The sequence below is a fragment of the Arthrobacter sp. FW306-1B-F12A genome (assembly GCF_058781865.1).
Genome location: NZ_JBYSXD010000075.1, coordinates 1 through 12,239, shown reverse-complemented (window position 1 = coordinate 12,239; position 12,239 = coordinate 1). Strand labels below are relative to the sequence as shown.

The 12,239-nt window shown below is 57.9% G+C and carries 10 protein-coding genes; 2 read left to right on the top strand and 8 right to left on the bottom strand.

All coding sequences use genetic code 11. The features are described from left to right. From AC3WJU_RS21615 to AC3WJU_RS21595, 5 genes are all read right to left on the bottom strand, one after another. Nucleotides 1–429, bottom strand: a 429-nt coding sequence (locus tag AC3WJU_RS21615) for a DUF4192 family protein (RefSeq protein WP_492260823.1), incomplete at its 3' end; no start/stop codon positions are given. 820 nt (nt 430–1,249) lie between these two features. Continuing rightward, the gene (locus AC3WJU_RS21610) at nt 1,250–2,254 is read right to left on the bottom strand and encodes a hypothetical protein (protein WP_492260822.1); all 1,005 of its coding nucleotides are present in this window, start codon (nt 2,252–2,254) and stop codon (nt 1,250–1,252) included. Beyond that, the gene (locus AC3WJU_RS21605; protein ID WP_492260821.1) at nt 2,254–2,739 is read right to left on the bottom strand and encodes a hypothetical protein; all 486 of its coding nucleotides are present in this window, start codon (nt 2,737–2,739) and stop codon (nt 2,254–2,256) included. The genes AC3WJU_RS21610 and AC3WJU_RS21605 overlap by 1 nt, the downstream gene beginning before the upstream one ends. Continuing rightward, nucleotides 2,726–3,619: an oxygenase MpaB family protein gene (locus tag AC3WJU_RS21600; RefSeq protein WP_492260820.1), complete on the bottom strand. Its 894-nt coding sequence runs from the start codon at nt 3,617–3,619 to the stop codon at nt 2,726–2,728. Before AC3WJU_RS21600 ends, AC3WJU_RS21605 begins: the two co-directional genes overlap by 14 nt. Nucleotides 3,620–3,725: 106 nt before the next feature. Then, nucleotides 3,726–4,256 carry an SRPBCC family protein gene (locus AC3WJU_RS21595; protein WP_492260819.1) on the bottom strand — a complete coding sequence of 177 codons (531 nt, stop codon included), beginning with the start codon at nt 4,254–4,256 and terminating at the stop codon, nt 3,726–3,728. 417 nt (nt 4,257–4,673) lie between these two features. Between AC3WJU_RS21595 and AC3WJU_RS21590 the strand changes: the two genes are divergently transcribed. After that, a complete protein-coding gene (locus AC3WJU_RS21590; RefSeq protein WP_492260818.1) occupies nt 4,674–4,850 on the top strand; it encodes a hypothetical protein in 177 nt (58 codons plus the stop codon). Further along, the gene (locus tag AC3WJU_RS21585) at nt 4,850–5,614 is read left to right on the top strand and encodes a DUF6338 family protein (RefSeq protein ID WP_492260817.1); all 765 of its coding nucleotides are present in this window, start codon (nt 4,850–4,852) and stop codon (nt 5,612–5,614) included. Before AC3WJU_RS21590 ends, AC3WJU_RS21585 begins: the two co-directional genes overlap by 1 nt. Nucleotides 5,615–6,150: 536 nt before the next feature. Here AC3WJU_RS21585 and AC3WJU_RS21580 read toward each other — a convergent pair. The 3 genes from AC3WJU_RS21580 to AC3WJU_RS21570 form a co-directional block, all read right to left on the bottom strand. Further along, the gene (locus tag AC3WJU_RS21580; protein WP_492260816.1) at nt 6,151–7,407 is read right to left on the bottom strand and encodes a phospholipase D-like domain-containing protein; all 1,257 of its coding nucleotides are present in this window, start codon (nt 7,405–7,407) and stop codon (nt 6,151–6,153) included. Then, a complete protein-coding gene (locus AC3WJU_RS21575) occupies nt 7,391–10,774 on the bottom strand; it encodes an AAA domain-containing protein (protein WP_492260815.1) in 3,384 nt (1,127 codons plus the stop codon). Before AC3WJU_RS21575 ends, AC3WJU_RS21580 begins: the two co-directional genes overlap by 17 nt. 350 nt (nt 10,775–11,124) lie before the next feature. Beyond that, complete coding sequence (locus AC3WJU_RS21570) at nt 11,125–12,153, bottom strand: ATP-dependent nuclease (RefSeq protein WP_492260824.1); 1,029 nt, start codon at nt 12,151–12,153, stop codon at nt 11,125–11,127. Nucleotides 12,154–12,239: the final 86 nt, after the last annotated feature.

Below are 12,239 nucleotides of genomic sequence, written 5' to 3'. Positions count from 1 at the left end.
GATCTCGCTGGAGTCGACCATCGACAGGGGCAGCGTGCAGTTGAGGTTGGGGTCGTCGTCGTACGGTGAGACTGTCTGGTCGCCGACGAGGAGGCCGTCTCGGATGGTGATGTGTCGCTCGGCGAGAGCACCTGTCAGGGCGGCGATGACGGCTGCGTATGGCTTGTCCTGGCCGGCTGTCGGGGCGGCTGCGGTGTAGACGGCAAACAGGGCACTGGTGGCCTTCGTGTCGTTGGCGAGGTAGCCGGCGACTGTTCGGGCATAGGCGCTTTCGCCCCCGTCGTGCTTGGGGAGATCCACGCGGAGGGTGACGCCGACGTGGTTGGCGTCCAGGGTGATGCACACGAGGCTTTCCTGGGGCCAGAAGCCTAGGGTGTGGCCGATGAAACTGAGGACATCGGCGGGGGTCTTGATGGTGAGCGTGTCCATGATGCTTCTCTTTCAGAGGGCGGCGTCGGCCGTGGGCGTTAGGTTTCGGCGTCGTTCTGATACGGGGACCGCTGCTGGGTGTGAGGGGCCGGAGTGCAACTTGGGGAACCGAGAACGATCCAGAAGTTCGCGAGGAAATAAGCGACGTAGGAGCGCCGAACGAAGTTTTGGATTGGGGCCGGCGCGTGGCGCCCTGGTTGCGCGGAGGACCCGCCCAGCGATGATCGGGCATCAGAATGACAAACAGCGAAGATACTTATGGACGTTCATGACTTGGGTGGGGCAACGCAGCATGACGAAGACACTTCGTGCGTGGTTCCGGCGGAAGGGCACCTAGCGAGTCCGCGGTAGGAAGAGCCGCCGCTTATTGGCGACTATGGCTCGCGTGATCATGTCGAACTCTCCGCAAATGACGCGCCCAGGGAACACCTGATTCCAGATACAAATGTGAAACGTCGTGTCGTACCAGCGAAATATTTGAAAGCTACGCTGGTGCCTACTTGGACGACGTGGTCCAAGTAATGTACGGAAGGACGCAGCGATGTTGCCTTGGAGCAGCCTGAATCTCTTTCCAGCGGGGATGACGATGATCATGAATTTGGGGAGGGCGCTACCAACACCGAATTCCCGAGTGGCACATTGACATCGAATCCTTGGGCAGGCTGGTGGCACGACCAGACCTAACTTCGACGCTTTTCCAGAACCCCTGATTCGGGCTGCGTGGGGGGTGTTTGCGCTTCAGTACCCGCCAGTGCCCGTTCGTTTTGTTGGCGAGATAGCCGACCATGGTTTATGCGTACTGAGGACAGCATTGTGAAAGTTATCGTGGGAGGCTGAAGCCGGAGCGTCTCTCAAGGGCGAGTTCGGCGCGTTCGACGACGGAGCGGTCGTGTGCGTCGAGGCGCACGGTGGTCGGGCTGCTGGCCATTTCACAGTCGCGGATTTCGACCAGACGGCGATGGAGCTGGGTTTCGGCGTGCCGGCTGAGGACTATGAGCGCGCTGGCCCGTCGCTTCTTGAGGATCAGCTCGCGGTGGGTGAAAGCCACGCGGTTCCAGATCGGCCTGATTTCGAAGAGCAGGAGCCGGACATGGAGGAGGAATCTGCCGTGTTTGAGGTGGCCTTCGAGCCGGGGGAGAAGCAGCCCGAGGCTCACAAGGAGAACCGCGAACGTTTCGCCCACCCAGTAGAGGACGGTCAGGACGGCCGCGGAAGGGCTGGCAGCGCCGTCGATCTTCGTGACGACTCCGTAGACCAGACGGTCGATGAGGACCAGAGCAAAGAGGATGCATCCGATGGCGATGAGGACGAAGGCAGATCGGAAGGCACGCGCCCGCATGCTGGGGACATTGTCATGGCACACCCGTGCGATATCGAGGCAGATCCACATGATGAACGCGGACCCGCTCCAGAGGAACACCGCCATCCCTGGTTGGCCGCCGTAGCTCAGAGGCAAGTTGGGATCAGTGACGGGGGTGCGGCTCGTGAGAAATCCTGCCGTCACTGCCGAACACGAAATGACCACAGCCCACCGGCCGAAGGCGAGTTGCCGACGTCGTACTTCAAAGTCTTCGACTGCTGCCAGCAGGATAGCCGTCCGGAATTGCCAGAATCCCAGGAGCAGAGACAAAAGGGTTGTCAGACCGACGTGGTTCCGGCCGCCGAGCAGCGGATCCACGCCGTAGTAGACCGCGGGGATGTAGAGGGTGCAGGCGATTGCGGCGAAGATGGTCGCCCGGAAGACGCTGCCGCGGTGTGGATCGAGCGCTGCGGGCAGCCGGAGGATGGTCAAGACCCAGAGAGTGGCCGCCGGCACGTACTCCATCAGCCGAACACTTTGCGGAACGCCAGCGGCTCCGGCGGCGTACCGGCGTCGCTGTTGATGATGCGTGTTGCGAGCTGATCGGCGAGGGCTTCGGCGGCAAGCTCTGCGTCGTCGGTGTAGCTGCTGCGGGCGAGGGCGCGGAGCACCTGTTCACCGTCGAGATCGGGGAGGAGGCCCTTGACCATTTCGCTGCTTTGGCCATCGAGATCGTGTTCGAGGATCATGTGGCTGAATTCATGGAGGATGATCTGTTGCCGGTGCCAGTCTGATTTGGTCGGTGCGTGGAGGACGATGTCCTCGTCCTCGCCGATGAGCCAGATCCCGCAGAGTTCTTCACCGATCAATTCGGGAAGCTCTGCCACCGTGATGGTCCTGCCGCGTTTTCGCTCCAGTTTCTCGTGGATGAGCTCAAGTGTGGCGTCGTCGGGCAAGCTGAACGCGTGTTCTGCTTTCCGCGCTATTTTGCGGGCTTCACGGTAGTTCATTGCCGGACGGGACAGGGGAGGACGGAACGTTGACCGGACCGATCTGGTCCAGGGAATACCCGCCGGGGTACAGGCGCGAGCCTGCGGCGCCGGGAGTGAAATGTGGCTTGGCTTTCAGCGGACGACGGCGGCGGATCGCGTTGTAGGCGGCGAGTCCGGTTTTGAGGGCGGTCCGGGAGATCCGGCCCGCTCGGGGGAGGCCGAGCGCGTCGGTGAGGCGATCGTCGTCGAGCATTGTGCTGATGAGGTGTTTCGCCAGGGGGCGCAGGGGAGCTGGTAGCCGGCTCTTGAATACTCGGACCGTGCTATCCATGAGGAGTTGGCCTTCGGCCGACGGCGCGACGTGGGTTGCCTCGTAGCGGTCGAAGAAGTCCTCGGCGTCCGCGTAGGTGGCCGGCATGCCGGTGATATTCATGCGGGTGCCCAGTTCCGTGAAGAAGCGTGAGGCGGCCTCGAGCTCGGCTGTTGTGGGTTGGCGCCAGGCGTGTTTCTGGATCCACCGGATCGGTACGACCAGCAGGGTGAGGAGGACGTAGAGGAAGTCGTCCCTGCTTCCGGGTAGGTTGCGGTGCACACGGTTGAGCAGCTCGACCATGGTGCGGCCGCGGTCGCTGTCCTGGCCGCAGGAGATGAGTTCATAGATGACGATGGCCGTGTCGTAGGACCGCTTCATGGGGCGCTGCTGGATTTCGGCGTTCGCGTGCAGGGTCGCTGCGATGCTCGGGATGGCGAAGTTGCGGTAGTACGCGAGGAAGAACCCGAGTTCCGTGTCCGCGGCGAGATCGAAGAGCGCCATCTGGCGGAACGTGGTCTCCCAGTCATCCGGGGAGGCGGTTTGCTGGCGGTGGAGGCTCGCAGCGAGGGTGGCGTTGATGTTCAAGGTTCCCCCGTTCGCCGCGTCCTAAGTCCGCGTTCGAAGCTAGGGCTCCAGCTCCCCAGCTAAGCTGACCTATTCCATGGTAAAACCGTTGCGATTGCGTGGCTAGTTAACTTGTAGACGGGTCTACTTCTTGGGCTGACGGAGTCGCTGTTTCCAGCGCTCTGACCAAGCCCTTTTCTCCCTGGCGCATCATGAGTGCGTGGGCGGCGGTGAATGCTGGGGCTGCGATCGGAGTGAGGAGATGCATCCAACGCTGGGTGGGACGGACTCGCCATTCAATGTCCATGCGTGTTCCCTTGTCGTTTGCATCCGGAGTAAGGGTGACCTTGCCGGTCCCCGCGAGATGGCCGCCGGCATCGAATTCTATTTCGCTTGGGGCTACGACCTTTGTTGGGTGGATGGTGATGGTGAGGGTGTAGCCCAGAGATGCCTTGAAGTTGAGGTATGCGGTGGTTGCTTTGAGGATGTCTTCCTGGGAGTTGCTTGCCGGTTCGGTGCGGACTAGCGGTGCCGCAAAGCTGCAGTGCGGCCACCACTTGGGCCAGCTCATGTCGATGTCGGCGATGATTGCCCACACACGCTCCAGGGTGGAGGGGAGGTGCCAGGTGGAGCTGAGGTCGAAAAGGCGTGGGGTCATGGGGATATTCTGGCATGATCGCTTGAGACCTGGGTTCGAGGAATTGAGGAACGACCTGGCGAAGACGCCCTGGAGCGCTTATTCAGAAGAATGCCCGCGGAGTCAGCGAACGCTCAGCGCCCCCGCAGGTCCTATCGGTGGGCGGCCTCAGTTCCGTGGATGCGCGTGAACTTTGGAACTAGCGCGGCCAAGGACCGGTGTCGGCCTCGGCCATACAGTCCCAAAATGGGCCAACACATGCTGTGCCTATGAGTCGCGAAGAGGCTCAGGGACCCGCAACTGACTCACGGGGACGGGTGCAACCCACCCTCCGTGAGGCTGCCGCCATTCACGAGCAATTCAAGGGTATTTCCCGGATCCATCTACAGAACGTCATTGCACGAGAGGGCAGGCATTCCAAGGAATAGAATGTGAAGCATGACTGAGGAAGCCAATTCAAACGAGCAAGCCCAACGAGTCCGGATTCTCAAGGAAGCAGGAATCAACAGCCTGGATACTGGAGCTCCGTTAACTATCAACGCAAGCCCGATGGACTTGATCCGTCAGCGGACAACCAATACCGATTCCTCAAGAGCCGAGGACCCAAACGACTGATGCCCACCTCGCTCCTTGGCATTCTCATTTTCTTGGTAGCCATTGCTCCCGGTTTCATTTTCGAACGTTTTAGGGATCGACGACACGCCAGAGCCAAGGAGTCGAGCTTCCGGGAGATCAGCAGAACACTGGTCGCTTCCGTTCTCCTTGGTGTACCAAGCTCGGCTGTCATGTTGTGGATCTGGAGTTTCGCCAAGTCACCTTCGCCCGCAGGCATTGCGCAGCTTCTCAGTGCGGACCCGGGGTTTATTTCGACCCACTATCTCCAACTAGCTCTTACCTGCCTGGTCTACCTTCTGTCCAGCACCGTTCTTGCCTACCTATGGATTCTCGCCACACATCTCAAGGTACTCAAGCCAGCAAACATCTCCGCGGGTCTTCGTTGGTGGCAACGGGAAGGACGAATCGGCAGATGGGCGATCGGTCCGCTTGACACTTCGGCCTCGATTTGGACCAAGGTATTGGAGGCCAAGGTGCCTTCAGATAATGTGCCATACCTCACAGTCATCATGAAGTCAGGAGATACCTGGTCGGGGAGGCCCGCTCACTTCACCGAGTCTCTCGATGAAAACCGTGATCTGGCGCTTGCACCGGAACTTCTATATCTGCCAAAAGATGGAGAACCTATAGTGTGGACGGGATCTTATGTCGTTATTAGAAGTGACAATATCGACGCAATCTCTGTTGCCTACTTGCCGGTCTCCCGACTGCCGGGCGCAGAGGCGGAGATGCCCTCCCAGCCTGAGGCAACCATAATCTCGTGATGCGCAGTCTTTCAGTGTGACCTGAGAGGCGACTCCATTCAGGCACAATACGTCGGCGTTCTATTTCGTTCCTTCTCTACTTTGACAAAGGAGGCGCTGCGAACAGGCCTCGAAAACAATGGAAGCGCGGATTCCTTCATCAGCGCATACACGGTGCCAAGGCAGCCAAGTAGCTGACGTTCGTCAGGGCACCGAGTATCACTGCCTTGGCCCAGGCTCCGCGGCGGGTCGCCAGGCTTCCCTGAATGGCTCATCAACCAATGCGTCGCTGAACTACTCCGCGGTACCAGCTCACGAGGCAACCTGGCCAACAATCTGGCCAAGGTGTTCATCAGGACAAACCAGATCGAATCCAACTCTAGGCTGTGCATGGCCAACGCCGGGTCCAGGCACAAGCCCTTCCTCGGCGCGGATGGCCCTCCTGGCTCTTACGTGGACCTTGACTAGTCTGACGTGTTCTTCGTCGCCGGCACGAACATCGCGGGCTGCCACCCGATCCCGTTCCCAAGGACGACGGACAGTTTTTGAGCGTGCTCTCAAGTTGGCCGATCCGCCACCAACTCAAGAATGCTCCTGTAGCCCCTGAGGATTTGCTCGGGGTAAGTTCGGTGGCTGAGCCATGGAAAGACGCCCGTGACTTGCCAGCCGTCAAAAGTAAGCCGTTCTTCGTTGTGCCCCGCGACGGGTTGCACTTGGAGGTTCCGATGCCTTTGCTGTAGTTCCTTGAGGCGCTTCGCGGCTTGGCGTTCGTGCGGGACTCCGGAATCAGCGTCAAAGATGATGTTAACCCTGACCCGTCGCCTAAGTGCGCTCTCCAAGAGTCGACAAAAATGGTCGTCGATCACTGCCCTCGATAGTCGGGCGGTCGCGATTTCAATGAGCTCCTGTGCCGTGCTGAGAGCTCTGTGGAGCAGCTCGTGGTGCTGGAAATCACGCACTTCGGCGGCGGACGGCCCCTTTGTCGGTTCACCTGTGAAGATTGGATGCTGTTCGTCTAAAAGACACCTCACTGTTCCATCCCCATGTTGTTCGCTAACTGGTTCTATACGGATGTTGACTAGTTCATGAGTTCCCCACTTCGCCAGCGCCAAGTCTTGTCGTTGGCTCAGTTCCCCCTCGATAACAAGCGCCGCAGACGTATCGTCGTTGGTATCGCCCCGGAACACGAGAAGATCGGCGGGCAGACACTTGTAGCTGCTGACATTTATCTTTCTAACCTCAAGAACGGTGAGCTCCTTCCGTCCCCTGAACCTGATTACGCTATTGAGCGCCGCAGGCGATATTTCATCTGGGCCTATGAGACCTTTACGTAAGTATGGAAGGATCGTTCTACCGTCTGAGATGGCGTCCGACTTTGACATCAGGGTTGAGCGAGAGTAATCGGAAACTACCCAAGCAAGGCGGTCGAAGGTGACGGGAAACTCAGAAAGCACGGGTCTCATCTCAACGAGCTCTCGAACGAGCGTGTCGCCCATTGGCGTCAGTTGAAAACTGTTTGTGTGCGGGAAGTACTGTAGGCTCCCGTCGGCCACTTGGTAGAGAGTCACGTTAGACACCAGATCCTCGCTCAGTCCGCAAAGTTGAGCAATCTGGAGAATGGTTTCCAAACCCGCATCGATCATTCGAAGGACGAACTCATCCAAGAGATCCAAGGGCTTTTGCTCTTGGGCTACAACATCGACATTGACCACTGTGACCGGTACGGCAACGCGAACTATACCGACCATCCGCATACCGGGACGGCCGTGCGCATACTTCTTCCAGAGCCGGTAGTCATCACTGTACGTCTGCAAGACGGACCTCACAGTCTTCTGGGTGGCAAAGTATGTATGCGAGGACGTCTTTCAACGCCCCTGGCGCCCTCGATGAAAAGTCCGTGTCGCCAATGATCGTCAGTCCATACCGGGCTCGCGAGAGCGCCACATTTATGCGGCGCCAGTATGGTTCTCCCAGGAACCCCATGCGGCCAAATGCATTGCTTCTGGTCACAGTAAAGATGGCTATGTCAGATTCGCGCCCTTGAACGGCATCGACGGTCTCAACCGAGGCCTTTATGTGTTGCAAAGGCACGCCAGCTAAACGACGAGTAAGCTCGTCGACTTGGCTGCGGTAGGGTGCAATTAGTAGAACATCGACAATTCCCTCTCCGGGCTTGGGCTTAACCAGCCCGCGTTCCACTGCTCTGTCGATCTCCTGAAGACGCTGCATGGCAAGCCTCGCCTCATATCTGTTGGCATAACTACCCCCACCTTCCTCGGCGTTCTCCCGTCTCGCCGAGCTCTTGGAAGTATCCAGCCACAGGACGGGTCTTCCCAAGTGCTCATAGCCAGCGAGGCCCGTAGTTATGGGTGACTTGAGATCGCCCTCGTAGAAGCACTCCGAGATTAGGTTCCCGATGGGGGCAATCATTCTGTACTGCTCAGATAGTGCAAACTGGGCAGCGTTAGGCAGGTGATCGGTTAGCCGCTGGAACAGTGTCTCCCGCACGAAGTCAGGCGACAGATCATATTCGGCCATGAGGTCTTTTCGTCGCAGAAGATCCTCATCGAGAGGCGGCAGCTGCCGGGTGTCTCCTACCAAAATTGAGCGGCGAGATCGGGACAGCGGAACCAGGGCCTCCGTTGCGGTAGCCTTCGAAGCCTCGTCGAGAATGCAGAGGTCAATATCCAGATCTCTCATGGTGGGATTGCCAATGAATCCCAGGCATGTCCCCGCTACAACCCTGCTGGTCTCCAGAAAGATCTTGCTTAGTGCTCGGTCTGAGGCAAAGCGCTGCAGCCATTCCGACTGCAGCTTGATGAATTCGAGTATGTCACTTACCTCCGGGGCTTGTTCCAGGATTAGTTGGACTGCCGTTTCGAGTTCCGCCAGCGTGGGCGCTACGGACACCTCAATGAAGCCGCCTAGTTTCGCAGAGACGAGGGCAAGCAGATCGGACTCCTGCTCTGCCAGCTTTTCAAGACGAGGTTGTAGTCGCTCGGCTTCCTCTTCAAAGCCAAGTCTTGCGCCTAGATCGGAAGTATAGGTTTCGTCCACGCTGAGGCTGTCTAGATGCCCTCTCAGAGTCTGCTGCTCCTTGGTCAACTCGATCAGTTCCTGCATGTGGATGGCAGCGTCAAGATGATCGCGGTCTAGGCCCTTAGCGGCGGCCAGACTCTCGATATGCGAAAGTGCCTTCTGGCGCACTTTCAAAGACCATTTCTCCATCTGTTGATCCAGCAGCAGGGGTTGAGATGCTTCCGAAATGCGAGAATTTCCCGGCTGGCCTAGCCTCACGAGCCCCGACACACCCGCCTTGTCCAGTCGCTGAAGGGCGTTGTCTACGGCCACGTGGGTTTGGCTTACGATCAGGACTCTAGAATCGGGATTGAGCTGAGTGTATTGAAGCACCAGCTCAGCGATAAATCTGGTCTTGCCGGTCCCAGGAGGGCCTTTCACGACCATGAGATCTTGCACGCCTAAACCGGCGTTAACCGCACGCCTTTTGTCGTCGTCGAGGTTCCCATGCCATGCAGCCACCTCGACGGGGGACGGCGGGCGGGAAGTTGACGGGTCTGCTAGTACGTCTATGAGCCCGACCGATTCGAGGTCTCGTCGCCGAACTCTGTTGAGGGCGTCCTGTTGACGTTGGAAGGCGACCTGAGCCCTTCCCAGGTGAGGTTTGAGGACACCGGTGGTGGGTAGCTCTCTGGGGCTTTTCCCTTGGACAGCCAAGGCAATATCCCGGCCTCTATGTTCCATCACCTCTGCTACGCAAGCGAGGTGCCGGGATGTGGATCGGACTTGCCACTGAGTTCCTGTGAGGTCCTCTTCAGATTCTTGGCTCAGCTTAATCCAAAGAGTCCGGCCTTCTGATCTGCCGTTCGAGTAGGTTAGCGCGGACTTATCGCCGCGAGCGACGTCCTCACGTGCTCGTAGCACTTGCTCCCATCTGTGGATAAGCTCGGACCTTCTGACCGCTTTAAGGTCGCTGCCATCTGGAGCCTGTGTGTCATGGAAGTCGTCGAGAAGCTCCATTAAAGTCTCTTGCGCAAGCCCCACATCGTATAAAGACAAAGGGCTGCGTTGCATCCAATAGTACAAATGTCCGATAGGCAGTGATCTGCGTTTCTGACGGTCAAGATCCTCGTCGCTAGGCCTCTTGGCTCCGATGACGAGCATCTCACCTGCTGTCTTAGGTACGACGGTATAGCGGTAGTCGCGACCAGCAACAATGATTCGCGTGCGATCGCGGTCACCAGTTTTCTCATCAATCCTGAACGATGCAAAGACTTGCTCCTCTAGGTCGGAAGCCAAGACTTTCGGCGATACAAGCGGCCCCCCGAGTATTGTTTCCGCAGTTGTCGTCAGGCGAAGGAGCAGGGGTTGGCGGCTGCGTGGGGTATGTGCTTGGGAAATCCTCAAGGAACTGAGCCCCTGATGGAAGGCGGTGCCGTTTTCGGGCCGCTCCGCGGGGTCGACCGCCACGCTTCGCTGCAGCAGAGCACGAAGCGCCTCTGGTATATCTAGGTCGTGAAGGGTCGCATGGACGTGTGGGAGGTCCTGAAGTTTTTCTGGTGTCAGAGACTGGATTATGAGAACTCCAAGGGAGAAAACATCTCTGACATATTTCCTGGAGTCGGCTTGCTCAGGGGGCGAATATACGGGGGACCTGAAGCCTTGAACGGTGCGAGTGTCATCGCTACCGATTAGCTTGCTAATACCGAAGTCGGCCAACAGAAGGGTACCATCCTCCGAGATAAGCACATTTTCCGGCTTCACATCGCGATGGACGACCCCTCTTAAGTGCAAGTGAGAGAGTGCCGAAGCAATTGGAAGGCCGATCTCGTCCAAGGCTTCATACCAAGGCCGGCTGTAGCCGTCTTTAAACAGATCTAGCAATGATTTTTCAGCCCAGTCCATAATCAGGAACGGCTGCTGGCCCTCGTCTTCGAGTCCGTGATCCAGGATCTTGACGATATTGGGGTGGTCACATGCAGTGAGGGTCTCGACCTCACGTCTGTAAAAGTTCAGTTCGTATTCGGTTCTCAAGCTGGATATCAACTTGATGGCTACAAACCGACTCTTGCTGAGTTCCAGTGCCTTTCGGACTATCGCTTGCCCGCCAGAGCGGGAATTGCCGGGAAGGAAGACGTACTTGCCATCCAGAAAGGTCTCCATCTGATGCTTCCCCGTTTGTAGTGCGCGAACTTCGTCAAGACTACCGGCCAATCGAACAGCACACATGAAGGCTGGCTCCCAGTGTAGGCCTGTCGATGAATAAGGCTTGGACTCGATAAAGGGACTCCTTCCTCCGAGCAACCCGTGGCGGCATCGAGTTTGGTGAACCCGCCCACGCCGCTCTGAGTCGCGGCTGCCCAGAGAAACCGAGCGTCAGCCGCACCATTTGTCTGATTGCCGTGATGGAGGATATCTTCGAGCACCAACGCGCGGTAGAGTGCGGAACGTCGGGCATGACCCGAGTGTCTTCACGGGACTGCCGGAGCTAGGGTATCGTCGTCCGCCTGCGCTCAATCATGGTCTAGGACGTTCGCTGCGCGGATGAAGTCGACCAATCTTTGTGTTTCTTCCTTTAAGTCGTGAGGCCAGGTATGGGTCGACGTCCACCTTTTGCTGACCGATTCGGCAACGTCAGACTTCCTGAAGGTAACCGGTGAGCCGCTGTGGAGGTTGTCTTGGAGGGGGTTCTTGAAGAGATTCCCGTTCCACTTTGGCGTGGCGTTCGGGTAGAGGTCGCGGAGGGCGGCCGTGAAGAGGCCCACTGGAATGTAGTTTTCTATGGTGTAGCCGGCCGTCACCCAGGTGTGGCAGTGTTCGTCAGTTGCAAGCTGCTCAATAACCCTGAGCTTTGTGGCCCCCAGAATGTCGGTTTTCTTCTTCATGTCGGAATCAATGACAACCACCATGTTCCGATTGAGCCTTCTAAGCGAAATGAACGCATCGGCGTCGGCCTGGGGGTCCTCTGCTGACAAGTGGCTTAGCAAGGATCCGCCGTAAAACATGATGACGTAGTGAATGCCTTCGAGCGGACGGGGATCGAGGAGCGAGATCCATTGTCGAATGTAGAGGCGGTCTGATGGTCCTTCAACCCAGATGACGCAATTAGATTGCACGATGTCTGAAGCACGGTATCCGAGCTTTGCGCTGAGGTGGGAGAGCTCTCGCGGTGTGACTGCAGGAGCAACTTCCGTCCCCGAATCCTCCATCCAGACATGGGAAATGGAAGCAAGCTCTGTGTCCAGCATGTGTGCCGAGTGAGTGGCTATGAGGTACCGGTTGTCTGTGCTCTCTTTGAGGTAGCGGATTAGTCGACGCTGAAGTATCGGGTGTAGATGGACTTCGGGCTCTTCAATGCACACCAACTGTTCGTCGATGACTGTTGCTGCGGCCGCAAGAATGATGACCTCATGGACCCCAGTTCCCAAGTGCCCCAGTGGAAGCACTCGGTCCTTACTTCGAACAAGGATTTCATTGTGTGTGAAGGGGATGTGTATTGTGGCGGATTCGTCGTCGAGCACTTTGCGAACGAACTGATTGATCTCCCGAAACGGGACTGCCCCCGGTTTTGTTGACTCCTTGACCTAGCGAGCTGGTGCTCGTGGAAGGATGTTGACCATGCCGACGG

What these genes read in the sequence shown, in the direction of transcription:
- AC3WJU_RS21610 (WP_492260822.1), bottom strand. Translation starts at nt 2,254, where the DNA reads ATGGAGTACGTGCCGGCGGCCACTCTCTGGGTCTTGACCATCCTCCGG.
- AC3WJU_RS21605 (WP_492260821.1), bottom strand. Translation starts at nt 2,739, where the DNA reads ATGAACTACCGTGAAGCCCGCAAAATAGCGCGGAAAGCAGAACACGCG.
- AC3WJU_RS21595 (WP_492260819.1), bottom strand. Translation starts at nt 4,256, where the DNA reads ATGACCCCACGCCTTTTCGACCTCAGCTCCACCTGGCACCTCCCCTCC.
- AC3WJU_RS21590 (WP_492260818.1), top strand. Translation starts at nt 4,674, where the DNA reads ATGACTGAGGAAGCCAATTCAAACGAGCAAGCCCAACGAGTCCGGATT.
- AC3WJU_RS21585 (WP_492260817.1), top strand. Translation starts at nt 4,850, where the DNA reads ATGCCCACCTCGCTCCTTGGCATTCTCATTTTCTTGGTAGCCATTGCT.
- AC3WJU_RS21575 (WP_492260815.1), bottom strand. Translation starts at nt 10,774, where the DNA reads ATGGAGACCTTTCTGGATGGCAAGTACGTCTTCCTTCCCGGCAATTCC.